At 42.7% G+C, this 26572-nt stretch carries 24 protein-coding genes; 11 read left to right on the plus strand and 13 right to left on the minus strand.

The window, feature by feature from the left end; translation table 11 throughout:
* Window positions 1-64: 64 nt before the first annotated feature.
* The gene (locus tag PP181_RS09720) at window positions 65-532 is read left to right on the plus strand and encodes a nuclear transport factor 2 family protein (RefSeq protein WP_272636934.1); all 468 of its coding nucleotides are present in this window, start codon (window positions 65-67) and stop codon (window positions 530-532) included.
* A gap of 18 nt (window positions 533-550) precedes the next feature.
* Here the strand turns inward: PP181_RS09720 and PP181_RS09725 are convergent, their stop codons facing one another.
* Complete coding sequence (locus tag PP181_RS09725) at window positions 551-1600, minus strand: ThuA domain-containing protein (RefSeq protein ID WP_154919331.1); 1050 nt, start codon at window positions 1598-1600, stop codon at window positions 551-553.
* A gap of 242 nt (window positions 1601-1842) precedes the next feature.
* Between PP181_RS09725 and PP181_RS09730 the strand changes: the two genes are divergently transcribed.
* Both PP181_RS09730 and PP181_RS09735 read left to right on the plus strand, forming a co-directional pair.
* Window positions 1843-2370: a hypothetical protein gene (locus tag PP181_RS09730; protein ID WP_272636935.1), complete on the plus strand. Its 528-nt coding sequence runs from the start codon at window positions 1843-1845 to the stop codon at window positions 2368-2370.
* A gap of 37 nt (window positions 2371-2407) precedes the next feature.
* Window positions 2408-3313, plus strand: coding sequence for a nucleoside hydrolase (locus tag PP181_RS09735; RefSeq protein ID WP_272636936.1), 906 nt, complete (start codon window positions 2408-2410; stop codon window positions 3311-3313).
* Window positions 3314-3448: 135 nt separating this feature from the next.
* On the opposite strand, the gene PP181_RS09740 is transcribed toward PP181_RS09735, so the two are convergent.
* Both PP181_RS09740 and PP181_RS09745 read right to left on the minus strand, forming a co-directional pair.
* Window positions 3449-4222, minus strand: a complete 774-nt coding sequence (locus tag PP181_RS09740; protein ID WP_272636937.1) for a TIGR03915 family putative DNA repair protein — start codon at window positions 4220-4222, stop codon at window positions 3449-3451.
* 12 nt (window positions 4223-4234) lie between these two features.
* Window positions 4235-5494 (minus strand): putative DNA modification/repair radical SAM protein, encoded by a 1260-nt coding sequence (locus tag PP181_RS09745; protein WP_272637012.1) that lies wholly within the window; start codon window positions 5492-5494, stop codon window positions 4235-4237.
* 278 nt (window positions 5495-5772) lie between these two features.
* Here PP181_RS09745 and PP181_RS09750 point away from each other — a divergent pair, with 278 nt between their 5' ends.
* Window positions 5773-6537, plus strand: a complete 765-nt coding sequence (locus PP181_RS09750; protein WP_272636938.1) for an XRE family transcriptional regulator — start codon at window positions 5773-5775, stop codon at window positions 6535-6537.
* 1 nt (window position 6538) lies between these two features.
* On the opposite strand, the gene PP181_RS09755 is transcribed toward PP181_RS09750, so the two are convergent.
* The 4 genes from PP181_RS09755 to PP181_RS09770 form a co-directional block, all read right to left on the minus strand.
* Window positions 6539-6967, minus strand: coding sequence for a GNAT family N-acetyltransferase (locus PP181_RS09755; protein ID WP_272636939.1), 429 nt, complete (start codon window positions 6965-6967; stop codon window positions 6539-6541).
* A 248-nt stretch (window positions 6968-7215) separates the two neighbouring features.
* Window positions 7216-7923, minus strand: a complete 708-nt coding sequence (locus tag PP181_RS09760; protein ID WP_272636940.1) for a hypothetical protein — start codon at window positions 7921-7923, stop codon at window positions 7216-7218.
* A 220-nt stretch (window positions 7924-8143) separates the two neighbouring features.
* Complete coding sequence (gene ggt / locus PP181_RS09765; protein ID WP_272636941.1) at window positions 8144-9829, minus strand: gamma-glutamyltransferase; 1686 nt, start codon at window positions 9827-9829, stop codon at window positions 8144-8146.
* 5 nt (window positions 9830-9834) lie between these two features.
* On the minus strand, window positions 9835-10440 hold the full coding sequence (locus PP181_RS09770) for an acyl carrier protein phosphodiesterase (protein WP_138258205.1): 606 nt from the start codon (window positions 10438-10440) through the stop codon (window positions 9835-9837).
* A 94-nt stretch (window positions 10441-10534) separates the two neighbouring features.
* On the opposite strand from PP181_RS09770, the gene glmM reads away from it, so the two are divergent.
* The gene (gene glmM / locus PP181_RS09775) at window positions 10535-11923 is read left to right on the plus strand and encodes a phosphoglucosamine mutase (RefSeq protein WP_272636942.1); all 1389 of its coding nucleotides are present in this window, start codon (window positions 10535-10537) and stop codon (window positions 11921-11923) included.
* Here glmM and PP181_RS09780 read toward each other — a convergent pair.
* Window positions 11920-12909, minus strand: a complete 990-nt coding sequence (locus tag PP181_RS09780) for a sterol desaturase family protein (RefSeq protein WP_272636943.1) — start codon at window positions 12907-12909, stop codon at window positions 11920-11922. The two genes, glmM and PP181_RS09780, sit on opposite strands and share 4 nt — an antisense overlap.
* 90 nt (window positions 12910-12999) lie before the next feature.
* On the minus strand, window positions 13000-13908 hold the full coding sequence (locus PP181_RS09785; protein WP_330072477.1) for a lysophospholipid acyltransferase family protein: 909 nt from the start codon (window positions 13906-13908) through the stop codon (window positions 13000-13002).
* A gap of 46 nt (window positions 13909-13954) precedes the next feature.
* Between PP181_RS09785 and PP181_RS09790 the strand changes: the two genes are divergently transcribed.
* Together PP181_RS09790 and PP181_RS09795 are read left to right on the plus strand one after the other, a co-directional pair.
* On the plus strand, window positions 13955-14608 hold the full coding sequence (locus PP181_RS09790) for a rhomboid family intramembrane serine protease (protein ID WP_154919310.1): 654 nt from the start codon (window positions 13955-13957) through the stop codon (window positions 14606-14608).
* 133 nt (window positions 14609-14741) lie between these two features.
* A complete protein-coding gene (locus PP181_RS09795; RefSeq protein ID WP_272636944.1) occupies window positions 14742-16394 on the plus strand; it encodes a hypothetical protein in 1653 nt (550 codons plus the stop codon).
* Window positions 16395-16463: 69 nt separating this feature from the next.
* On the opposite strand, the gene PP181_RS09800 is transcribed toward PP181_RS09795, so the two are convergent.
* Entirely contained in the window at window positions 16464-17597 is a 1134-nt protein-coding gene (locus tag PP181_RS09800; RefSeq protein WP_272636945.1) for a TlpA disulfide reductase family protein, read from the minus strand.
* A gap of 105 nt (window positions 17598-17702) precedes the next feature.
* The gene (locus PP181_RS09805) at window positions 17703-18197 is read right to left on the minus strand and encodes a hypothetical protein (RefSeq protein ID WP_138258211.1); all 495 of its coding nucleotides are present in this window, start codon (window positions 18195-18197) and stop codon (window positions 17703-17705) included.
* Between the two features lie 94 nt (window positions 18198-18291).
* Between PP181_RS09805 and PP181_RS09810 the strand changes: the two genes are divergently transcribed.
* Window positions 18292-21198 (plus strand): FAD-binding and (Fe-S)-binding domain-containing protein, encoded by a 2907-nt coding sequence (locus PP181_RS09810; RefSeq protein ID WP_272636946.1) that lies wholly within the window; start codon window positions 18292-18294, stop codon window positions 21196-21198.
* Here PP181_RS09810 and PP181_RS09815 read toward each other — a convergent pair whose 3' ends face one another.
* Entirely contained in the window at window positions 21199-22053 is an 855-nt protein-coding gene (locus PP181_RS09815) for a UDP-2,3-diacylglucosamine diphosphatase (protein ID WP_272636947.1), read from the minus strand. It lies immediately after the preceding gene.
* A gap of 274 nt (window positions 22054-22327) precedes the next feature.
* Here PP181_RS09815 and aroC point away from each other — a divergent pair, with 274 nt between their 5' ends.
* The 3 genes from aroC (at window position 22328) to PP181_RS09830 (ending at window position 26135) form a co-directional block, all read left to right on the plus strand.
* Window positions 22328-23392, plus strand: coding sequence for a chorismate synthase (aroC, locus tag PP181_RS09820; protein ID WP_272636948.1), 1065 nt, complete (start codon window positions 22328-22330; stop codon window positions 23390-23392).
* A 59-nt stretch (window positions 23393-23451) separates the two neighbouring features.
* On the plus strand, window positions 23452-24777 hold the full coding sequence (locus tag PP181_RS09825) for a dicarboxylate/amino acid:cation symporter (protein ID WP_138258215.1): 1326 nt from the start codon (window positions 23452-23454) through the stop codon (window positions 24775-24777).
* Between the two features lie 185 nt (window positions 24778-24962).
* Window positions 24963-26135, plus strand: coding sequence for a flavohemoglobin expression-modulating QEGLA motif protein (locus PP181_RS09830; protein ID WP_272636949.1), 1173 nt, complete (start codon window positions 24963-24965; stop codon window positions 26133-26135).
* Window positions 26136-26277: 142 nt separating this feature from the next.
* Here the strand turns inward: PP181_RS09830 and PP181_RS09835 are convergent, their stop codons facing one another.
* Entirely contained in the window at window positions 26278-26544 is a 267-nt protein-coding gene (locus tag PP181_RS09835) for a hypothetical protein (protein ID WP_272636950.1), read from the minus strand.
* Between the last annotated feature and the right edge of the window lie 28 nt (window positions 26545-26572).

Genomic DNA, 26572 nt, shown 5'->3' on the forward strand with positions numbered 1-26572 from the left:
TTACAGCAAAGTTTGGACAGCTAGGATTTGTGTTATCTTTAATTCCGAATTAAAATTTTTCATTTTGAGAAGAACACTAACATCCCTATTTATAGCAAGTACCCTAATTTCCTTCGGACAGTCCACCGATGAGGACACCGTTAGAAATAAAGTTGACGAATTCTTTACCGCATTTCATGCCCAGGATTCCGCGGGATTGGCAAACCTCGTTTCGGAAAAAATCGTTTTACAGACCATAGGGACGGGGAAGGATGGGGAGACCATTTTGCGACAGGAAAATTTCGAGGACCTTATCCGCTCCATTATCAGCATTCCGGACTCCGTCAAATTCAGGGAAAAGTTATTGGATTACTCCATACAGATTGATGGCGCCATGGCGAACGCCTGGACACCCTACGAATTTTGGGTAAACGACACCTTTAGCCATTGTGGGGTAAACTCCTTTCAAATGGTCAAGCAACAGGGTGTATGGAAAATTATTTATTTAATCGATACCCGAAGGAGGGAAGGCTGCGAAGGTCAACCGGATTAATTGGCCAAACACTTTTACTCAACCTTTCCATTTTCTGGATGATGTACCAGTTTCAGAAGGAAAGTCGGAAGGCAACTCCTGCGTAACGCTTCCGGTTGCGGCCCATTCAGAACCTCTTTGTAGTGTGGTTATAAACCCGACACATTCCATCGAGTAATCAAAGTGGCCCAAAGTAGTATGAAAGACCCTTCCCTTTCCATAATCAATGGCCATAAGCATGGGTACGTTTTGGCCCAAGCCTTTTACCTCGGGGTTCCAAGGTGGGGCATTGCGTTCTACATCGGCGAAAGCGGTTGCCAGAATGGTGGCATTCTCAAAAGGACCGCGCATACGTTCGTACAATTCATCCTGCGTGTGCATCCAAGTGGTGGGCAGTCCTTTCATAATAGGATGTTCCGGTGCACGCGTCGTAATGGGAAATTCATATTCGGGTCCGTGGGAACCACAAACACCGGCGGCAGCGTCATGAATCACCTCTCCAGAATCATTATAATAAACATAAGGGCCCGTACTTTCATCCCGACCGCCCCAGGCACCCAGGGCGATCATTTTATTGAATTCATCCCAGTCGCCCCAAGCATTATTGGCGGCATGGACCACGACCAAACCACCTCCGTTGGCAATGTACTTTTCAAAATCTGCCCGCGTAGCTTCTGGCCACAGGGGTGATTCCGCACCCAAATTGGAAATTATGACATCGTATTTTTCAAAATCCATAGAGAAATTGGATGATTGTATCGGTTGATGGGAAATCCCATAGTTTGTGGAATCCAAAGGGTATTTTTCAATAAAGGAAGTGTAGGGTTCAGGTCGGGATTCATTATACTTTATACCCAACCAAACGGAATCCATCCGATGGATATCCACATCAAATAGCTGGGTTTCCTCCAAATAATCCTTCATCATCATACTGGTCTTTGGCCAAACATAATGGTTGTTCTGTCCGTCCAAAATCAGGGCTTTAAGTTTGGCGGGAGCCGCCTCCTCGGGCGTTTCGTTTTGTTTCGCTTCTTCCTTACAGGCTATTGTCAACATAGCTATGAGTATAAACAAAAAATGTCTTTTCATCAGTTTATTTTAATTGTTATTCAAAGGTCAGATGTAATTCGCCTATAACCATCTTGGTGGGTATCAAGACTTGTTATGGCTCATTTCATGATGTTTTAGGTTGTATTGACCTTAAATGTAATGGAAGTTCCGCATATTTACAACAGAAGGCCTTACAGGGAAGTTTATCGTATTCCTACCCAATTTTTCCTTGTTGAAAATTAACAGAGGTGCTACCTTAGCTTTTAAATCAAACAGGAACTATGCAATTATTAGGAATTGGGTCGCGCATTAAGCACGCAGAATTTGGAATAGGAGTGGTAACGAATGTCTCCTCAAAACACTATTGGGTAACTTTTATGGACAAAGGCCTGGAGACCATTAAAATCGACGATGAATTTGAAGTAATCGAAGCCTCGGAAAACGACGTAGATACGGTAAGCTTTTTGGAAGTGGAGACCTCATTGATGTCGATTTTAAAAAAATGGAGCGATGTGACCGAACAGGTAGCGATTGCCGATAAATGGAAAGGTGGCAATTTGGTTTTGGAACCAGGGGATTCCAGTTTGAACAATAAGGAAATCCCAATTGACACCTTTTTTCACAAAATAGTGATGGTGCGCGACCGCATCCGGGTCATGGAACAAAAAATCAATGCCAGTAAAAATTTGGACGATCAGGAAAAAGTAGAACTACAACAGTACATTACCAGGATTTATGGAAGTTTAACGACCTTTAATGTGCTCTTCAAAAATAAAAGCGACCAATTCGTTGGGGAGCGTTCTTCATAGCTTTCACAAAAATCGATGCAAATCTCAAAAAAGCCATATGAATTTCAAAAAGCGTTTTATAATAAGTTTATTATTATTAGTGATTCTTTCCTCAAATGGGTTCGCACAGCTGAAACCTCAAGTGATACTTGATGCCGATACAGCGAACGAAGTGGATGACGCCTACGCGCTCAGCATCATTTTGATGAACGACAGCGTGGATGTTATAGCCCTGAACGCTACCCAATGGCAGGCTTCCCAATGGACTACCGTAAATAGTATGGAAGACAGTCACAGGCTCAATCAGACCCTATTGGGGATTATGGGGTTGAATACCAAGACCAACAGGGGAGGAGCATCCCGCATGTACGATTGGGGTGACCGGGCCCAACATTCCGCTGCGGCCTATGAAATAATCAAACAGGCGAAAGCGCAAAAAAATGGTAAAAAGATAAATGTAATCGCGCTTGGGGCCTTGACAAACGTGGCATCCGCTGTATTTATCGAACCTAGCATTGCGGATAACATTAGACTTTATTGGCTGGGAAGTACGTATGATTTTGAAAAAGGGGTTTTGAGACGGGATGATTTTAACTGTGCCATGGACCCCTATGCCCTGACCCATTTATTGTTTTCGTCTATGGAAATGCACATCATACCCATAAGCGTCGCCAGTAAAATGATCTTTGAGTATGAAGAAACCCGTACCCAATTGGAGAATCATTTCTTGGGAGACTTTCTTTTAAAGGTTTGGGACGACCATATAGATGGCGGCCGAACCCAAAGAACCATCTGGGACCTATCCATTGTAAATGCTTTTTTACATCCGGAGTGGGTAGAGGAAGTGGAGATCACCACCTCAAAGGACAACGGTGGCAGAAAGGTATTTTATTACAAGGATTTTGATGCCGACCGAATGCGAGCGGATTTCTTTCAAAAAATTAAAGCGTACAATCATCCTTAACAATACTATTGTTTTGGGCTCTATTGAAGAATTCAATTTTCAAAGGCTTACCCGCTTTATAGCCTCCCTGGCAGGCCTTGAACCTAAGAGATGGTTTCCTAGGAATGCGTCACGATCTGGCCTTAAGCTAGTTTATTAAACCGCCTCCTTCTTTTCACTCAAATATTTCCAGTAACGTTTGGGAATGTGTTGGGTATGTAGTTTTTTGTTGATACGGGATTTGATATTGGTACTTTTGAAATAATTGTTCCACAAATCCTGATAATCATACTCTTCGTTCGTCATTGCGACACTTTTTTGGATACTGTTGCCAAAACCGTTGGAAAGGTCCATCGTAATGATTTCCACCCCATGCAGATCATAATACAGACCATAGTTGCGCTTTAAGTCATAAATAATCCACGGTTGGTCCGCATAGCGCTCCTTAAAGTGTTTGGAAATCAAAGGAAGTACATCAAAATCAGGTTCTATGTTCGCAAAATAGATGCCGTCCTTTGTCAATTGAAACCGAACAAATGCCTCCATACGGTGCTTTTCCCGATGTACCTTTTGCGCCGTCTGACTGATTTTTAAAATGCAGGCATCGGAGAAGTCGGATGCAACGTGTTTGGAGCCCATTATTTTTCGGATGTATTGATAGAGTAGGGGCTCCAGGTTTTTCTCCCCGCTCAAAAATGAAAAATAAATGTTCTTGATGGCCGAATTGCTTCGGCCTTTGATACCGTTCCACACCCTTTTGGCCAACTCGATATTGGTGAAAATGGTCTCAGTTTCGGAGAAAAGTCCGTTTTGTGCCAAACGTTCCTTTTGAATATCGGCAAAAGGCAATTTTTGTTCAAACCCTGCGAATACGGCGGTCAAAAAACCGTTAAAGCTACCGTCATAAATAAAAGTCTTTGTTGCTGTCATGAGGCTACTCTTTTAATTGAAAAGTGATAATTGATTGGAATACTGAGGTCTAAATTTTCCGTAGGATGTACTTAAAATCAATCCTTTAATACGTTGCGGGTCCAAATCCCTGCGCTCCCAATGGCGGGAATCACACAGAATAAAATACTTTGCCCTGTTGAGGGCCACCCCCATTTTTTTGAGATGGTCCCAATCCAATTTTCGGAATTTACGGGCCTTCATAATTTTATGGACCGAGGTCATTCCCACTCCAGGAATGCGTGCCAAAACGGAAATGTCCGCCTTGTTTACATCCACTGGAAAATGTTGCATATTCCGCAAGGCCCAACTCAATTTTGGGTCCACATCCATATCCAGATTGGGATACTCTGCATTGAGCAGTTCCTGCACGGAGAAACCATAAAACCGCAACAACCAATCTGTCTGGTACAATCTGTTTTCCCTGAGCATGGGCACCTGCGTACCTATGGAGGGGAGTCGGTTGTCATTACTCACCGGAACATAACCTGAATAATACACCCTCTTCATGTGAAAGTTCTTGTAAAAATGGTTGGCTGAGTACATTACATCCTTATCCGATTCTCCCGTAGCGCCCACAATCATTTGGGTGCTTTGGCCCGCAGGGGCATATTTTGGGGTACTTTTTAAAAGTTTACGTTCTTCCTTGAATCGGATAATCTCGTTCTTGACCTTGAGCATCGGTTTGGCAAAATCCTCGTGCTTTTTATCGGGAGCCAATAATTTAAGGCCGGATACTGTGGGGATTTCAATATTGACCGACAATCGGTCAGCATACAATCCGGCCTCATACATGAGTTCATCACTGGCCCCGGGAATCGATTTTAAATGGATATAACCGTTAAAATTTTCCTCCAAACGCAGTTTCTTGGCCACTGCGATCAAGCGTTCCATGGTATAATCCGGGTCTTTAAAAATTCCAGAACTTAAAAAAAGGCCTTCTATATAGTTCCTTCTGTAAAATTTGATGGTAAGATCCACCACCTCCTGGATTTTAAAGGCAGCCCGTTTTATGTCGTTACTTTTTCGGGTAACACAATAGGCACAATCATAAATACAATGGTTGGTCAGCAGGATTTTCAAAAGTGAAATACAACGTCCGTCCTCAGAATAACTATGACAGATACCGTTACTGGCATTGCCCAATCCCTTGTTCGTGTTCTTCCGATTGCTTCCGCTACTGGAGCAGGAAACATCATATTTGGCGGCATCGGCCAGAATGTTCAATTTTTCCTTGATTCGGTTAAAATCCATGCTCATGTTCTCAATTACGATATTAAATCATAAACCAATTTCAATGTGCGGTCGAGCTGACATATCGAGCGGAGTCGAGATGCGAGACCTAATCCAAATGATTGGAAACAAATAACCTCTCGACTGTGCCCGAGGTGACCACTTATACATTTAGATTCTTTAAATTTCAATTATCGGTATTTAGTTTTGTAATTATTCCAAAATTATGGATTTATTCCTAATTATGGAAATAATCCAAATTTTATTTTGGAAATAATCCATATTGACTATATTTGAATATGGAAAACGAATTGACACTCAAAAGATTTACCGATGTTCGCCGGGAATTGGGCTACACTCAGGCCGAGTTTGCGGAGCTCCTCGGCGTAAAGAATACCACCGCCGATATTGAACGGGGCAGAACGAAATTATCCGGTAAAGTGGTAGCGGAGCTTCTAAAACAATTTAAGATCAATCCCTTGTGGTTGTTCGGGGAAAGTGACAACCAATATTTGGAAACCTCCAAAACAAGCGTCATTCCCAAAGTGGTCACCGTGGACAGTGCCGATCGGGACAATATGGTGTTGGTCAATGCAAAGGCGGCGGCGGGTTATCCACAGAATATTTCGGATACCAGTTGGTACCAACAATTGCCGGCATTCGATTTGCCCATACCGGAATTTAGGAATGCCACCTACCGCGGTTTTCAGGTGGAAGGGGACAGTATGTTACCTAATTTGCGTCCAGGCGAATGGGTCTTGGCGAGAGCCATAGAGCATATTGACCATGTGAGTGCCAATAAAATGTACGTGGTGGTCTTGCAGGACTCCGTAATGGTGAAGAAAATAGAGAAAAGGCCCAATTCCAATAACATTACCTTGGTTTCCTTGAACGAAGCGTACCCACCCTATGATATCAAACCTTTTCTGATTCAGGAGATCTGGGAGGTGAGCAGTAAAATTACCTTTAATGTGGATGCCACTACGGACAATGGCTTGCTCAAACAATTACAGGAGTCCATGCAGGAACTTAAAAACCAATTACAGCACGTTAAAAAGGTATAGGCTACTGGAATTTTTTAACGTACAGTCCGCTGCTCTTCAAGGTAAAGCCCAGACTTTTATAGAGACTGATGGCAGCCGTTCTGTGATGCCCGCTGAAAAGGAGCACATCATTAAGTTGTCTTTTTTCAGCCTGAAGTAAAAGTATATCCATTAATTTCCTGCCGATGCCCCTTCCCCGATGGGTTTCGGAAACGACGACATCCTCGATCATACCTTTATATCCCGATACCACCTTATAATTTGCCATCATCGCAATCCCGATGAGTTCATTATTCTCCAAGCAAACGGCAATATCTATATAACCCTCTTCTTTAAGAATTGTTTTCAGGGAAAGTTGTTTTAATTCGGCATTGAGTTGCAGGTATAATTTTGAAAGTTGTTCTTGTAGGCTTTCAGTTACGTCTTTCTTGGATAAGAGTTTTATTTCCATTGTTTTTGCTATTGGCTGTTTGTTGATGGCAAAATCTACATTTTTCACTTTCCGCTAAAAGCTATTCGCCATAAGCTATGCGCAAATCGCTTTGAAATTTGAATCTCATGCTTCCATAAACCATTTGCTAACAGCTATTCATTTTTCACTTTACATTTTTCACTTTGCCCTCTGAACATTGAACTCTACATTCGCAATTAAACCCATTTTTTTGTACTTGAGTTTGTATTTGTAATTGAATTTTTAGATTACTGATTATACCCCCTTACCTCTCCCATGGAAAATTCCAGTGGACCCATTACATGGGACTTGGGTAGAAACGCACCACTTTCCGTCACCAGCCATTCATCCCAGGTGGCCTCCACACCGCCAATAGGGATAATTTTGACCCACATCTTAAAACTTTTCGGGAAACCACTGGGTTGTAAAACCCATAAATATGAATCCCCCGGGGTAGAACCTCCGCTGTTGTAGGTCACCAAAAGTCCGTCTGAACCATCTTCCAAGGGTACGGCTTCCCTTTGGGTTCCGGGGTCAAAAACCTTGTACGGGGCCACCAGCCAAAAAGAATCGTTGTTGAACATGGAAATAGCTTTTGCCACTACGTCTTCATTTTCATTGGCATTGAGGCGTTCCCCATTCCTAAAACCAATGCTGGAACCGGTATTGATCAAATCCAATTCCACTCGGTACTCATCCCATTGTATTTCTGCTTTTCTCAATTGCCGGTCCCACTTGTACAAATGCGAACCGTTTCGTAGGGACCACTCTAAAAATCGGGTGTTTTCATACAATTCATGGTTCAAGGAAGCTAGCATTTTTTCGGCCAAGGCATCCGCCTCAGGACCCGACCTACCCTTGGGCAACGGCTCGTTGAAAATGGCGTAAAGAACCCCCAAGGCGATTACAAATACCAATACGATAATTCCTAGGATTTTCAATAATCTTCTAAGCATACTTTTTTTGTTATTTGTGGCTATTGGCTATTAATATGAAATTCAAGTTAAATGTTTTACCCAATTCCAAAATCTAAATTCTTACTTCAACATTTTCACTTTTAACTTTAACTTTTCATTATTCACTTTGCACTCTTAACTCTTAACTCTTAACTAATTCCATCTTGAACTTTACACTTGAACTTGTACTTGAGTTAGAATTTGACACTTGAACTTGAATTTAATATCCTACAGCGGCATCATCCCCGCGTCTATCTGCGCCACCTTCCAATTTGCCATCGGGTAGTATTTTAATTGCGTCCACTTTACCAATAATGGGCGTTCTGTCTTCATTGATGATATACCCTTTCGCTTTCATTTCTTCCTTTAAGGTATCGGAAAAACCGTCTGGCTCAAAAATGACCATATCGGGCAACCACTGATGGTGAAAACGTGGCGCGTTTACGGCGTCCTGCATGCTCATATCGAACTCGTAGGCATTTAGGATGGTTTGGGCCACAGCTGTAATAATGGTAGAACCGCCGGGGGTACCAACAACCATCCAAAGTTTTCCATCCTTTTCTACGATTGTTGGGGTCATGCTACTGAGCATTCGCTTTTCAGGGGCAATACTATTGGCTTCGGCGCCTATGAGTCCGAACATATTCGGTACCCCGGACTTGGAACTGAAATCGTCCATTTCATTGTTCAGGAAAAAGCCCAGTTCATCCGAATACAATTTGGAACCATAGGCCCCATTTAAAGTGGTGGTAACGGAAACCGCATTACCTTCAGCATCTACAATGGAGTAATGGGTGGTTTCCATGCTTTCCACGATTTCCACGTTCCCTCGTTCTACCTCCGAGGATTTGGTGGCCCTTTCGAAAGAGAAATTCTGCATACGCTCTTTTAAATAGGAATCGCTCAGCAATACATCCAAGGGAATATCAACAAAATCCGGGTCCCCCAAATAATAATTCCGATCCGCATAGGCCCTTCTTGAAGCTTCGGTAAACAATTGAATGGTCTTTGCCGAGTTATGGCCAAAATCCGACAGCTCATAAGGCTCTATCATTTTAAAGATTTGATTGATGGTAACCCCGCCACTGCTGGGCGGACTCATAGATATGATTCGTAGGTCCTTGTACTTAAAAATGATGGGCTGTCGCCAAACCGCTTCATACTTTTCCAGATCTTCCTCAGTAACAAATCCGCCCTTTTCTTGGATAAAGGCCGCCAGTTTTTGGGCGGTTTCCCCCTTGTAAAATCCGTCCCTACCATTTTGGGCAATCCTACGCATGGTATTTGCCAAAGCCGGATAGGAAATGATGTCCCCCTCCTTGAATTCTTGGGCAAACTTGGTGCTATCTCCGTTCACTTGAATGAACAGTTCACGTTGACTGGCCAATCGTTTTTCCTGATTTGCCGTAACCGGCACCCCTTTTTTGGCCAAGGCGATAACAGGTTCAAAAATTTCTTCCAACGGTAATGACCCAAACTTTTTATGAACCTCTATAATTCCCGCCACGGTACCCGGAACACCTACCGCGGTGGCACCCAACGTACTCATATTGGGAATCACATTGCCCAAGGAATCCAGGTACATGTCCTTGTGGCCCGCAAGCGGTGCTTTCTCCCGGTAATCCAAAGCACCAATATCACCATCGGCCTTACGATAGACCATAAAACCACCGCCGCCCAAATTCCCCGCAAAAGGATAGGCGACGACCAAGGCCATTTCTGTGGCGACCATGGCGTCAAAGGCATTGCCTCCCTTTTTCATGATTTCCACGCCAATTTTGGAGGCTTCCTCACGGGCCGAAACCACCATCGTTTTTTCGGTCACGACCCCTGTAGGCGGTACGGGAGCCTTTCGGCACTGAATAAATAATAGAAGGGAGAGCAGCGGTATGTAATATTTTCCCATTTAGTTTAGGTTTGGTTATTGTTAGTTAACAAGGTGTTGTATTTCTGTTTGGAAAAGATAACCAATTCCTCAAAAAAGTCCGTAAACTCCCTCTCAAAATCGCTATAGTGTTCCTCCAAGTCCAAAATTGCAAAATTCATCTTTGACCTGTTCTGGGTCCTGCGGTTCATGCCCCTTAAAACGTTCGCAATTCCCTCCATATTCGCATAATTGAGCAACCAGTTATCGGCAATCATATAGGGTATCATATGTTTGGTGCTATCGGGAAGGAGGGGGTAGTAGGTCTCCAAGGAATCATAAAAATCATCCACGAATCTCTCCAAAGGAATATCGGAATACATATCCCAGTTTTTTGCCAAAAAATGATCATAGTAGATATCCACAATTACCCTACTATAATGACTGTAATTCTTATGCAGCCGTTTACTGCTCATTTTGGGAATTTTATGGGCATCCGTAAAGGTATCTATAGCCCTATGTAATAAAATTCCCTTTTGAATCTTACCGGGCAGGTGTTTGTATTTGTTGCCCCGTATACTATCCGCAATAAAATTGCCAATTGAGACCTCTTCATCGTTAAAGGAAAGATAGATATGGGCCAAGAAGTTCATTGAACCTGAATTTTACTTTAAAAGTCGAATTTACGAATTGAAGAACTTTCAAATTACCCTAACCCTTTATATTTGCAAAAACTTACTATTATTTATGACACTCATTAAATCGATTTCAGGCATACGAGGCACCATTGGAGGTAAACCGGGAGATAACCTAACACCCATTGACGCGGTAAAATTTGCCGCTTCCTATGGTATTTGGTTAAAGGATTATTCTAAAAAAGACAAATTGAAAGTCGTGATTGGGCGCGATGCCCGTTTATCCGGTGAAATGATCCAGAATTTGGTGGTTTCCACCCTTGTGGGATTAGGAATCGATGTCATAGATTTGGATTTGTCCACAACGCCTACGGTCGAAATCGGAGTGCCATTGGAAAAGGCCGATGGTGGCATTATCCTTACGGCAAGCCATAACCCAAAACAATGGAACGCACTCAAATTATTGAACGAACGGGGCGAGTTTTTGGACGCCGCCCAAGGTGCCAAGATTTTGGAAATTGCCGAAAAGGAGGATTTTGATTTCTCCGAAGTGGACCACTTGGGTGAAATCATTAAAAACGATAGCTATATCGATATCCATATTGACGAAGTGCTCAACCTTTCCTTGGTAGATGCCGAGGTGATTAGAAAAGCCAAATTCAAGGTGGTGGTAGACGGTGTCAATTCCACGGGAGGCATTGCCATTCCGAAGCTTTTGAAGGAATTGGGCGTAGAAGTGGTTGAATTATACTGCGACCCCACCGGTAATTTTCCCCACAACCCTGAACCCTTGAAGGAACATTTAGGCGATATCTGCAAAATGGTCGTTGAGGAAAAAGCCGATTTTGGTATTGTTGTGGACCCAGATGTAGACCGATTGGCCTTTATCAGCAACGATGGGGAAATGTTTGGGGAGGAATATACCTTGGTAGCCTGTGCAGACTACGTTTTAGGAAAAACAAAAGGAAATACGGTATCTAACCTATCCTCATCTAGGGCCTTAAGGGATATTACCGAAAAACATGGAGGCACTTATGAAGCCGCGGCAGTAGGAGAGGTCAACGTGGTTACCAAAATGAAAGCGAACAATGCGATTATTGGTGGTGAAGGAAACGGAGGAATAATTTACCCAGAAAGTCATTATGGAAGGGATGCCTTGGTGGGTACCGCTTTATTCTTGATGTTGATGGCGGAAAAGGGAGGTGCCGTGGCCGAATTACGAGCGAGCTACCCTAGTTATTTCATGAGCAAAAAGAAAATAGAGCTGACTCCTGGATTGGACGTGGACGGTATATTGTCTTCCATGGCCGATAGATACAAAACCGAGGAAATTTCCACGATTGATGGGGTGAAAATCGATTTCCCCGAAAATTGGGTGCACTTAAGAAAGTCCAATACAGAACCGATTATACGGATTTACACAGAGGCGAAAAGTCAGGAAAATGCGGATGCCTTGGCAGACCGGATTATTGGCGAAATCAAGGAAGTGGCGGGTCTCTAACCCGACCTATTTGCCAAATAATTTGCGCGTACAATTTTAGATGTTTTATGTTCCCCAGTATGGCTCCATCCTGGGGGCATAAAAATATAGGCCAATTTGTTTTTTACACCGGGAGCTTTCCAAACATCCTTCCCCAATGCAATAATTTCCCCAAAATAAACATCCAGGAAATTACCACTGTTTACTTTTCGGGTGATGCCGTACTCGGGTTTTGTGTCCGTTTGCTCTTCTTGATAGGTACCAAAGACACGATCCCAAACATTCAATAGATTGCAAAAATTGGTGTCCATGTATAAAGGATTACGTGCATGGTGAACCCTATGATGTGAAGGTGTAAGCATAATTTTATTCAAAAATCCAAATCGGGCATCCTTGATCATATTTTCTCCAACATGGATAAAAGCACCGTAGGTACCGTCAATAAACATGATCAAAAACAGCATGGCCGGTTCCACGCCCAACAAAATACAAACCGTAGTTCTAATCGTATCGGCATAGGGAGCTTCCAGGAAAAAATGGGCATAGGTTACGGACAGGTTCATATTTTCCGGTACATGATGCGTGGCATGCAGGCACCAAAAGAGTCGGACTTTATGGCCCAAATAATGGTAGATGAAGTGCCCAAATTCCCAGACTATATAGGCAAAGATGAACCAATACCATGTGGGTCCCGTATTGATCAGGGCGTACGGTTCAAACCACCCAATACACAGCGTCACCATGGCTATGGCTATAAACCGACCTACAAACCTATTGAAAACATAGATAAGAAAATTGACCTTATATACCTTGGTTTGAGGTTTTTTGTAAACAAGCCCTAATACAAATTCCAATAATACCAAAAGGGGAATAATTGGAAAAATAAGGCTCTGTACCCCTTCAAAAGTCCTGAAAGAACTGTATTCCCCTGATTTAATAATTTCCCAAGCCTGGGAAATACCCAAGAATCCAATGATTTCATTGTAAAGCGTATCCAATACCTCCATATGATTTTAGCATTTCAACTAAAATATCAATAAATATTAGAATTTAAAATACTGAAAGGTAGCTGGTTGTATCCTGGGAAGTGAAGGTAGTTAAGATACCTTGGCAAATGAGGCGGGCGTTTTGCCCCTGTGCTTCCATCTTTTATGGGTCCATAAATAATGTTCCGGTCGTTCCCTTATTTGCTGTTCCGTCAATCTAAGGAAGGCTTCGGTAATTTCGTTTTCCTCGGTATTCTTACCGTTTTCGGTAATGGGGATAAATTCGGCCTGATAATAGCCACGTTTGACCTTGCTGACCTTTAGGAAAACGACCGCCAGTCCCATTTTACGAGCCATGGTCTCCGCACCATTGAAAATAGGCACCTTGATACCCATAAATTTGGACCAATATTGTGCCCTGTGGGCCTGTGGGGATTGGTCGCTAACCATTCCAAAAATACCAATGATGCCGTCCCGCTTATCCCTAACTACGGTTTTGACCGTTTGTTGTTGGGTAATCAAGGTCGTGTTCCAACGCCCCCGCACTTTTTTAATGAAACGATCAAAATACTTGTTCCCTATTTTTTGGTAGACGGCATATCCTTTGGCCTTTATATAGTTGTTCATGCTAACGTTCCATTCCCAATTGGCATAATGTGAGCAGACTACCAGGATACTTCGTTTTTTTTCAATTTCATTGATCACTTCAATGTTAAGTACCTTGTATTTCTTTTTGATCTGTTCCTTACTCAAATTCATGGACTTTATCATTTCCAGGAACATGTCGCACATATGCCGGTAAAACTCCTTTTCTATCCTATGGATTTCCTTTGGGCTCTTCTCGGGAAAAACCAAATTCAAGTTTTCCTGAACGACCTTGCGTCGGTACCCAATGACCCTGTACACCAAAAAGAAGGCAAAATTGGAAAAACCATAAAAAAGTGGGTACGGCAAAATGGAAATAATCCACAAAAAAGGATAGGTCAAAATAAAAACCAGTAGTTGCATGGCATCTTTCATACTGGGCAAATATAGCTATATTTGAAAGCATAAATATTGGATTTATATGTACAACTTGGACATCGCCACTATAGCCGTAATTGCAGCAAATATTATGGTTTCCCTGAAAGGTTTTAACGATACGTATTTTTTTGACCGATATAAATTTAGCATTGGTGCCATTAGAAGTGGCCAAAAGGAACGGATGCTTACCTCCGGGTTTCTACATGTAGATGTGGCCCACCTCTTCTTCAATATGTTCACCCTATACTTTTTTGCTGATGTGGTCATTAGCTGGTTCGGGCAGGGAAAATTCATTATTATCTACTTTATAAGCCTTCTAGCAGGGAGTCTCCTGGCCCTGTTCTTTCATAGGGACGAAACCTATTACAGTGCCGTAGGTGCCAGCGGTGCGGTTACGGGAATTTTATATTCGGCCATACTCTTACAACCAAATGATAGTCTATACCTTATGTTCATTCCCATTCCAATTCCTGCCTATGTCCTTGGAATTGGCTATTTATTGTATTCCATTTACGGTATGAAAAGTCGTCTGGGCAATATTGGCCATACCGCACACTTTGGTGGAGCGGTAGGTGGCTACTTGATCACCCTAATTTTTATGCCAAATCTTTTGGCTACGGATACGTTGATGGTCATCTTATTGGCTATACCCATCATACTGCTTTTTGTACTGGCCAAACTGGGAAAACTCAATTAAGTAATACTATTCTTACAGATTTTTACTTTTTATAGTTTTTTTCTTGTATTTTATCGAAAAAGACTACGAAATCATAAGGAATACGGGGTCGGTTCGTTGTTAATGGACTGAATAAAAACCAAATCTTTTACCAATGATAAGAAGATTCCCCATTTTGATTGCCACTATAGGTGCAGTGCTCTTTTCCTGTAGTGACGAAACCACCGTGTATGAAGATCCAAACAACAAGGACAACCTGAGATTGGAGTCCAATGAAACACTTTTGGAAAATAGTGTTTTATATGATAAAGCCGGTGTGCTTGACATCTTGGACGAAGCTACTATAACAGGAAAATACGCTTCCAGCGCAAAGGCACAACCTGCAGGGGATTATCCGTTGACCTTGGTGGCCCAGGTAGATGTACCGTCATTTCAAGGCGGTGAGAACCTGACTGCGTCCCACGTGGCAGTGGAAGGGGACTATGCCTATGTTTCCTACAATACGGTAGATGCCAGTTTTGTCGGTGCCGTGGATATTATAAATGTGAAAAACCCTAGAAATCCAAAGGTGTCCTCAAGACTGTATTATACCAATGCAGACATCAATGCCATTGCACATGATAATGGTTATGTTTATTTGGCAGGGGGAGTTGATTCCGAGCTTTCAGTTACCGCAACCGCCAATTCCTTTGTGGCCAAAATATATGCCCCTGACGGACGATTTGACCTGGATGCCGGAATAACCTATGGTTTTCAGGATGGTTACAATGCCACGGATGTGGAAGTCGTTTCTGATAAAGTGATAGTCACAAGTGGTCAGCAAGGTTTTGTAAGAGTGTATAATAAATCCGATTTAAGCACGGTTGTTGAAGCTCCTTATGCAGATTTAAGGGCCGTTGCGGCCAATGAATCCAACGTTGCCGTATTGGATGCCAGTGCAGGCGTTTCTATTTTGGATCAAAGCCTGAATACCATAAAGGACATCGCTATTGATTCCGATTTTGGGGAAAACACGAAGAGAACATTGGATTTTTATGGCCCCAACGTTATTGTTTCGGAAGGCTCCAAAGGCGCCGGGGTCTATAATGGAAGTACGGGTGACTTTGTGGAATATATTCCTATTTTATTGAACCCCGAAACCGTTGACGCTGCCGATGTTGTTACCAATGCCGTGGCAACGAATGACAATGTATTGTTAATGGCAAACGGAGGTGCCGGACTTTGTCTATCCGAAGACAAGGAAAATGCCGATACCAGTTTGGTGGGTATCATCCAATTGGAGGGCTCCATCAACTTTGTGGCCTCCAAAGACGATTATATTTTCGCCGCTTCTGGTTTGGAAGGCTTGCAAATTATTAAATTGAACAGACCTGATGAAAGTTTGGTGGCCAGATGCTCCAACTTAAGTGGCTACAGCGGTAGTTCTAACTTGAACGTAGATTCAGGATCTACTCAAAGTTACAGAGGTTCAAAACGCTTTTTTGATTTTGATGTTTATGGTGAACTTTTACTTTGTGGCTCCTGGACCGTAAGAAATCAAGTCGTGATACACGAAAATGCGCTATTTGAAATGAACGGACATTTTGCCGTGGCGCGAAATTCCAGAAGGGGAGATGTCACCGTTAAATCAGGTGCTACTCTTAGAATAGAGGGTAACCTGACCATTTATGGGGATTTAATCCTGGAAGATGGTGCTTCCGTGGAATTCATCGGGGAAAATAATGCCGTCAATATTTTTGGTTCCGTTACTAGAACGGGAGATACAACGGTAACAGGTACATTTTTAGACGTAAGGGACAAGTTCTAACCGAAACCTGCATAAAATAAAAAAGGCCAAGTGTAAAAGCTTGGCCTTTTTTATTCATGAATCCTTCGTTTAATTGAGGAGTTCCGCAACCTTTTCTTCCAGGGCTGGACCTCGTAAGTTCTTGGCCACGATGACCCCATTTTCATCCAATAGGAATGCGGCAGGTATCGCATCTACATTATAGAGTTTGGCTATTGCGTCGTCAAAATAAGCGATGTTGGAAATATGGTTCCATTCCAGTCCGTCGTCCTCAATGGCTTTTTTCCAAGCATCTGCGGTTCTATCCAAAGAAACGCCTACAATGTTCAGTCCTTTATCATGGTATTTTTTATACACGGAAACAATGTTCGGGTTTTCGGCCCTGCAAGGTCGGCACCAAGCGGCCCAAAAATCCACCAAAGTCGCCTTTCCCAATAATTTTTTGAGCTCCAAGGTTTCCCCATTGGGATTTGGACCTGAAAAATTGGGTGCCGTTGCACCAATGGAGGTATTCTTATCGGCTTCTTCGGATGCTTTAAGCCGTTCCAACAAATCCAAAATTCGTTGTCCCGGTTTGGAATCCTTGATTTCAGCCGAAAAAGTATCATATAGTTCCTGTGCTTTGGATGATTCAATGGTCTTTGTACTTATGGACCGCTCCAAAAGCAATGCGGAAATCAAGGCATTGGGATTCTCCGAAACAAATTTCGTCTCAAAACCTTGGTATTCTTCGGTAAGTTCCTGCATTTCGTCACGTAGGGCCGCAATATTCTCGGGCGAGCCACCTGAGGTTGTTGCACGCTGTAAATCCTCCTGAATGGATTTCGCCTGCAATGAAATTTTTCGGGATTCCTCCATGTAATTTGCAAAAAAATCATTTTGGGGCGTACCTCCAATATCCGCAAAGCCAAGGCTGTCGATGGAAGCCTCAAAATCGATATCGCCATTTTCAAGAATTACGGCGGTATATCCTTGGGCCTTATCCACGAATATGTAATATAACTCTGGTTTTTCTGCCACTCCGGAGAATTCGAATTTTCCTTGGGAAATGGTGGTGGTATCCACTTCTATGGGCTGATTGCCCTCACCAATCGTCTTGAGGAAAACCTGCGTACCATCTTCCAAATCTCCCCGTAAGGAACCATTGATGGTATAGCCATCCTTTGATTGGTTACAACTGCTTAGTGCCATGGCACATAGCGAAAACAACATTAAACTTCTCATATCCTATTTTTAGTAAAAAACAAATGTACTATTATCCCATAGGATAAAAAAAGGCCCTTCAAAAATATCTTGAAGGGCCTTTTATTTTTCTTAGGAAGTGAGTTATTAAAATGTATACCGTACACCAAGTCCGATGTCAAAGTCAAAATTATCGGAGAAACCGTCATAGCCTAATACACCAATTTCCGGTCTAAAATCCAATGATAAGAGCAATGGAATGTCAAATTTGTATTCCACCCCAATGTCTCCAGCTGCAAAAATAAATAGTCCGCCTTCATCGTCTACCCCTGGAATATTTGGAAAATCAACACTTCCCAAACCGCCACCTACACCATAGTACCAGTTAAATCCTCCCTCAATGGGTCGTACCCACTGATAAAGCGCGGCTAATTTAAATGCATCGTAGTTCCTACTGTCCCTCCAGCCAAGGTCAAACTCGGCCCTGTTGCTTCTACCAATTGATTTTTGATAGGAAATTTCCGCTCCAAAACCGTCGCTATCGCCCAAACGCAAACCAAGGGCATGATCAGAAATTTCCTGGGCGTTTACTGAAACCGTTCCTACTAACAAGAAAAAGGATAAAATTTTTAAAACTTTCATGTATTCTAGATTTTTGATTAATAACAAAAAGCAACATTGTTGTATATGTTGCTCAGACAATAAAACTTAATTTAGCGGTCAAAATTGTGCTACCTTGAATATATTATTGTCCCATTTACAACTAGAATTAGAAGGAGAACTTCAGATAGACGACCTGTACAAGTCACTATATGCCACGGATGCTTCGGTTTACCGTAAGATTCCCTTGGCAGTGGCATTCCCTAAGTCCAAGGAAGATTTAAAAAAATTGATAGGCTTTGCAAAGGAGCATAAGGTTGGACTAATCCCAAGAACGGCAGGGACTTCCCTTGCAGGACAATGTGTTGGTGACGGTATTGTGGTGGACGTGTCCCGATATTTCACGGAAATAATACATTTAGATACCGAGAAAAAACAGGTAACGGTACAGCCCGGGGTGATCCGCGACGAACTGAACCTATATTTAAAACCGTTCGGTCTTTTTTTTGGTCCCAACACGTCTACTTCGAACCGATGTATGATCGGGGGCATGGTAGGCAACAATTCGTCCGGTACCACATCCATTCAATATGGGGTAACAAGGGACAAAATAGTTTCGCTAAAAACCATTTTGTCCGACGGTAGTGAGGCCGAATTCAAAGCAAGGACAGCCTCTGAATTGGCCAAAATCGAATCATCAAATTCACTTGAAGCTTCTATTTACAAGAAAATATCCAAAGAACTGGTTAATAAGGATGTAAAAACTGAAATAATCAAAGAGTTTCCCAAGCCGTCCATCCATCGAAGAAATACAGGATATGCGGTTGACGAACTTTTGAAATACGAAATCTTTGGAGGAGAAATTCCAACGTTAAACTTGGGAGAATTACTATGTGGAAGTGAGGGCACCTTGGCGTTTACTACCGAAATCACCCTCCAATTGGATGACCTGCCACCAAAATTATCGGCCATGGTCGTGACGCATTACCACACTTTGGAGGATTGCCTTATGGATGTTGTTCCCGTCATGGAACATTCCCTTCAGCTTTGTGAAATGATGGACAAGGTAATCCTGGATTGCACCAAAAACAATCGTTCGCAATTGGCGAATAGGTTCTTTGTAGAGGGCGACCCAGCCGCGCTGTTGATGTTGCAGGTAAGTGCCGATGATGAGCATGCCTTGGAAACGGAAGTCAAAAAACTGATGGCGACCATTGAAAAATCGGGCTTAAGCTATGCCAGCCCTGTTCTTTTCGGTGAAAATATCAACAAGGCCATAGAGTTGCGAAAGGCGGGCCTTGGGCTGTTGGGAAATATCGTGGGGGATATGAAAGCGGTTGCCTGTATCGAGGATACCGCGGTTGCCGTAGAAGATTTAAAGGATTTTATCGGTGAATTCACCCAAATCATGAAGGGGTACGGGCAAAGTGCGGTGTACTATGCCCACGCGGGAGCGGGCGAACTTCATTTAAGACCGATTCTTAACCTTAAGAAACGGGGAGACGTTACCCTATTCCGCCAAATTACCACGGACGTGGCGAAACTCACCAAGAAATACAAAGGTTCGTTCAGCGGGGAACACGGTGATGGCATTGTCCGCGCTGAGTTTTTGCCCTTAATGATCGGGGAAAGGAACTACGAACTGCTCAAGCGGATCAAGTCCTATTTCGACCCCCATAATATTTTCAATCCGGGGAAAATTGTAGATGCCTATCCCATGGATGAATCCTTCCGCTATGAGATTGACCGTAACGAACCGGAAATAGAGACCTTAATGGACTTTTCGGACAGTGAGGGAATCCTAAAGGCTGCCGAAAAATGCAACGGCAGTGGGGATTGCAGAAAGACCCATCTGATGAATGGCGCCATGTGCCCCAGCTATCACGTTACCAAAAATGAAAAGGACACAACCCGGGGAAGGGCGAACGCCTTACGGGAATTTTTAACGAACCCTAAAAAGACCAATGGTTTTGACAGCCAGGAGCTCAAAGAGGTCTTTGACCTGTGTTTGAGCTGCAAGGCATGTGCCAGCGAATGCCCAAGCAATGTAGATGTCGCTACTTTGAAAGCCGAATTTCTTTACCAATATCAGGAATCCAATGGATACCCCTTACGCGGAAAATTATTCGCCTACAATACCCAATTGAACAAAATTGGGAGCAAGGTTCCCGGTTTGACCAATGCCGTTTATGGGTCCAAGTTTTTAGGAAAAATCTTAAAAAAAGCATCGGGCGTAGCACTGGAAAGAGAATTACCAAAAGTGTATAGTTTTAATTTCGATAAACACCTTCAAAATATTAGTAATCAAAAAGGTATAAAAAAACAGAAAGTTGTCCTCTATATTGATGAATTCACGAATTATCTGGATATTGAAGTAGGGAAGGACGCCATTGCACTATTGGTAGGTTTAGGATATGAGGTGGAACTCTTTTATGCAGAAAGTGGCCGGACCTTCCTGTCCAAAGGGTTTTTAAAACAAGCAAAAAAATTGGCGGAAAAGAATTCAAGGAAGTTGGTTGACTTTGCCAAAAAAGGAAGGCCGGTTCTTGGCCTGGAACCCTCTGCTGTATTATCTTTTAGGGATGAGTATAAAAGGCTTTTGGCAAATAAAGAGGCTTCGGAGTCGATAGCAAATAATTGTTTCCTAATCGAAGAGTTTCTAGCCAAGGAGATTCAAGAAGGCAAAATAGATGCCTCGTTTTTTACGGAAGTATCGGCAGACATAAAAATCCACAACCATTGCCACCAAAAGGCATTGAGCAATCAAAAAGTAACCTTTGACATTCTCAACTTGCCCAAAAACTATAAGGTTACCATCATTTCTTCAGGTTGTTGTGGGATGGCGGGATCTTTTGGTTATGAGAGGGAACACTACGAAACCAGTATGAACGTAGGCGGATTAAAATTGTTCCCCGCGGTCAACAACGCATCACCGGAGACTATCATTGCTGCTAACGGTACCAGTTGTAGACATCAAATATTTGATGGCACCAAACGAATCGCCCAACATCCGGTAAGCATATTGGCAAAGGCACTGAAATAATTATGCCCCAGGAGGAAGCATCCTTTTTTGTTCTTCCTTGAGTTCTATGGAAGCGATGAGTTGATTGAGGTTCATTTCCTTAAGGGCTTCGTCCATAAAGAAAGGCGATAGCTTATCGTTTTTATAATGGTACATTTTCCAGCGTTTCAAGGAATATTCCAAGGCAGTTAGATTTTCCACCCAATCCCCGGAGTTCAGATAGGTGACCCTACCACCACGTTTTTCAATATTTTCCTTTTTGGGTTTATGGATATGACCGCAAATGACATAATCGTATCGGTTTTGAATGGCTACGTCGATTACGGTCTCCTCAAAATTAGAAATATACCTTTCGGATTTTTTTTCGTCCTTTTTGATTTTTTTGGACAGTGAGTACTTTTCCTTCCGAAGTCTTTTTAGGATCCAATTGTTCAATTTGTTGACAGTGATCAAAAAACCGAAACCCAGGCTACCAAATTGGGCCACCCATCTGCCATTTATCCAGGGTATATCAAAAACATCGCCATGAAAGAACCACATTTTCTTTCCATGTAAGGTCAAAACCAACTTACGGGAAAACTGAATGTTTCCCAAGGAAATATTTGCCAAGGTTTTGGGTGCCTCATCGTGGTTTCCCATGATATAGTGTACTTCGGTACCCTTTGAGGCCATGGAAACTATTTTCTTGATGACGTTTAAGTGGGACGTTGGAAAGTAGCTTTTCTTAAATTGCCAAATATCCACAATATCACCATTAAGAATGAGGATTTTAGGCTGTATACTGCACAGGTATGCCAGAAGTTCATCGGCGTACGTGTCATACGTGCCTAAATGAACATCGGAGATAACGGCAATTTCCAACTTTCGCTTTTTCACCTACTTAAACATCAAATAGTTAACCATTTCGTTTTATTGGGGTATTTTGTCTCTACAAGAAAACCCTCTATTAGGGTTCATCCCTAAAATATTCACAAAATTAAACCTAATGGTATATGCAACGGTTAACTGCCATATCATCAATTGATAAGGATACCGTTAAATTATCATTACCGGCCAAATGAATAGGTTAATTTAAGTTTAAGAGAACTGGATAATTTTCCATAAGGCTATTAAAGTTTACATTTGTAGGTATCTTTTATTAAAAACGATTATGGCGGGTAATTCCTTTGGAAATATATTTAGGGTAACGACATTTGGCGAATCGCATGGCAGGGCCATCGGCGGGGTTTTGGATGGTTGTCCAGCGGGCATCCCATTGGATCTGGAATTGATACAAAAAGACCTGGACAGGCGTAAACCGGGACAGTCCGCCATTGTAACACAACGCAAGGAACCGGACGAAGTTGAGATTTACTCTGGGATTTTCGAAGGAAGGACAACAGGGACACCTATTGGATTCGCCATTCACAATACCAACCAGAAATCCAAGGATTACGGCCATATAAAGGATTCCTACCGGCCTTCCCATGCAGACTATGTCTACGACCAAAAATATGGCTTTAGGGACTATAGGGGCGGTGGAAGGAGCTCAGCCCGGGAAACCGCTAGTAGGGTAGTGGCCGGAGCCATAGCCAAACAGTTTTTAATGGGTATCGAAATCAACGCCTTTGTATCACAAGTAGGCACCCTGAAAATGGAAAAAAGCTATTTGGAACTGGACCTTAAGACAGCAGAAGACAATATCGTTCGGTGTCCGGATCAAGAGATGGCCGTAAAAATGGAGGAATATATTAAAGCCATCAAAAAAGACGGGGATACCATTGGCGGCGTGATAACCTGTGTGGCCAAGAATGTACCGGTTGGGCTGGGAGAACCTGTTTTCGACAAATTACATGCGGAACTGGGAAAGGCCATGCTTTCCATCAACGCGGTAAAGGGTTTTGAATATGGTAGCGGTTTTGAAGGAGTGACCATGAAAGGCAGCGAGCACAACGATCCCTTCAACACGGATGGTTCCACAAAGACCAACCATAGTGGGGGAGTTCAAGGAGGTATCAGCAACGGTATGGACATCTACTTCAATGTAGCCTTCAAACCCGTTGCAACGGTGATCCAAGGGTATGAGACCATAGACAAGGAAGGGAACCTTGTGCAAACCCAGGGAAAAGGAAGGCACGACCCTTGCGTTGTCCCTAGGGCAGTTCCTATTGTGGAGGCAATGACAGCATTGGTTCTGGCGGATTATATGCTCCTTTCCAGGGTGAATAAAATTTAATCTATGGGGGAGTGGCGTGTCTGCTTTCTATTTGGTATCTTGAGCCAAAAGACTAACGTATGCGTAAACTGGAATTGCACTGGCAAATATTGATAGGAATGCTCTTGGGCATTCTTTTTGGTTTCTTAATGACCCAAGTCACCTGGGGAAAGGACTTTGTAGGGGACTGGATACAGCCTTTTGGCACCATTTTCGTCAAACTTTTGAAGTTGATTGCAATCCCCCTTATTTTAGCCTCGCTAATTAAAGGTATTTCAGACCTAAAGGATATTTCAAAATTCAGGAACATTGGCGTAAGGACCATTCTAATTTACATTACAACAACTGTCGTCGCCATAACCATAGGGTTGGTTTTGGTGAATATAATGCAGCCTGGTGAGGGTATTTCAGAAGAAACCATTACGAAATTGACGGACACCTATGCCAGCGATAGCGGCGTTACTTCAAAGATGGAAGAGGCATCCAGACAAAAAGGGGCGGGACCGCTCAAATTTTTGGAAGATATGGTCCCCGATAACGCCCTCGCTGCTATGACCGATAACAGTCTCATGTTACAGGTAATCTTTTTTGCCATATTCTTGGGGATTTCTATGTTATTGATCGGAGAAAAGGATGCCGAACCGCTCAAAAAGTTCTTTGACTCTTTGAACGATGTTGTGTTGAAAATGGTGGACCTTATAATGTTAACGGCTCCCTATGCCGTATTCGCTTTGTTGGCCGGAGTCGTAGTCTCTTCCAGTGATCCGGAACTATTGCTGGCTCTCTTGAAATATGCCGGTGTGGTTGTATTGGGGCTGGCATTAATGATTCTGTTTTATTCCTTGATCGTATCCTCGTTCACTCGGTACAATCCCTTAACATTTCTAAGTAAAATGAGCCCGGCGCAGTTGTTGGCTTTTTCTACAAGTTCCAGTGCTGCCACCTTGCCCGTCACTATGGAACGGGTAGAGGAGCACATTGGTGTGGACAAGGAAGTCTCCAGTTTCGTCCTACCCGTGGGGGCAACAATCAATATGGATGGGACCAGCTTATACCAAGGAGTCGCGGCCGTCTTCATTGCGCAGGCATTGGCCTTTGACCTTACCTTGGCGAACCAGTTGACCATAGTTTTGACCGCTTTGTTAGCTTCTATTGGTTCAGCAGCCGTACCGGGCGCTGGAATGGTAATGCTTGTAATCGTACTGGAATCCATTGGATTCCCACAGGATAAATTGGCCATTGGTCTGGCATTGATATTTGCGGTGGACAGACCCTTGGACATGTGCAGGACCGTTGTAAACGTTACGGGAGATGCTACCGTAGCGATGATGGTGGCCAAATCCGTGGGAAAACTCGGAAAGCCAAAAGTAAAAAATTGGGACGACCACTATGAAGAGGTGAAATAGGGAGGAATAGATCAAGTTCAAGTAACAAATTCAAGTATCAAGTTCAAGCACAAAAGCTGTTGGCTGTTAGCCTTTAGTGGTTAGGGGTTAATGAAAACCATAAAAACCAACTCTAATTGCCAATAGCTCTCCACGTACGGCGTATAGCTTACAAAAAATTAATAATCTACCTGAATCGGCCAAAAATGAAGCAAAAACCTATCATGGAAAATTTGGTGAACACGTATCCATATGTTTTCGAAATTGATGGAAACCTTGACCGGTTGATAAGGAGCATAGAACTCCTAAGCTATGTAAACCCCTTGAACATCGAGAAGGAAAAGCACGCTTTCTTTGCTTCAAAATATACCCAAAATCCTGAGTTTCGCTATCCCAAATTAAAGTTTGACCCTTATAAATTGCACCGTTTGTTCTTTTCGCAACGTTTGGAACGTATTAAGGACGAAAAATTGAGAACGACCTATCAGGAGATTATCTATTACTATTCCAACATGGTTCAATGCATCCAGACCATTGGCCAAAAGAACAGATTTCATTACAATTCCCTTAGGGTATATGGATCCCCTACAGAAAAGGACGTTGAAAATGCCAAGTATATATTGCATTTTACCGATGAAACCCAGGGTCCGGATATGGAAAGAAAATTTACCCCTCTCGAGGCCAAGGAATATTTTGAAGAATTTGCAAGTAGGTATGACTTCCCCCTAAAAATAAAATATTCCACCAGCATTGCCGCCGATGCCATGGTAAGCAATGCCACCAAGACATTATTGATTAAGAAAAATACCAAATTCAGCAAGAATCAACTACTGACCTTGGCCAACCATGAAATCGGTGTTCACATGGTTACCACCTTCAATGCACAGAACCAACCCCTAAAAATATTTTCCAATGGATTTCCCAAAAACGTGGAGACGCAGGAAGGACTAGCCGTTTTCAGTGAGTATATGAGCGGTGCCTTGACACTAAAGCGTTTGAAAGAATTGTCGCATCGAGTTTTGGCATCCGATAGTTTGATTAAAGGCTACACTTTTGCCGATACCTTTGACATGATTCATTCCCAGTACAAACTTGATAGGGATACGGCTTTTTCCATTACGCTAAGGGCCCATAGGGGAGGAGGGTTTACTAAAGACCGATTGTACCTGAGCGGACTACGCAAGATATATAAGCGATATCAGCAACAAAAATCCATGGACATATTGTTATCTGGTAAGGTTTCCTTGGATTGGGAAGAACTGATTGAACATTCCTTAAAGATAGGTTTAGCCGTTCCCAATAGCTATGACAATTTTGCCTTTCAAACAAATAAAAATGAGAATAAAACCTTGGATTTTATATTGAACAACCTTAAATAAGGGGCTCCAAACCGTAAAGGATTAACCGCAGCTCAGTTAAAATATCGAATCGACAATTAACCTAATTAAAGGAGCGATATCGGGCCATGGTAAACATATAAACGCCATAACAGGCAAGTCCAGCAGCAACAATGCCCATCAATCATGGTCCAGAAGAATTTTGCTGCAAAAAGGAAAATGCGCTCTCAGTGCCTTTCATTTCACCAGAAGTATTACCCACAGAAAGCCCGGCAGTAATGAAGAAATAGGCTATGATCCCAACTAAAATACCCCGGGCCGACAGTCCGGCGTAGCCCATATTTTTAATGAATTTTATTTTAGTGGTTTCCGACATGGCTTTGAGATTGAATTTGGAAATAAAAGTTCCCTTATAGGCCTTTACAAATTGATAAACACTTTTTCCTGCCAAACAAAAACCTACTACAATAAAAAAGGAC

This window comes from Maribacter sp. PR66 (assembly GCF_028464205.1).
Classification (GTDB): Bacteria; Bacteroidota; Bacteroidia; order Flavobacteriales; family Flavobacteriaceae; genus Maribacter; species Maribacter flavus.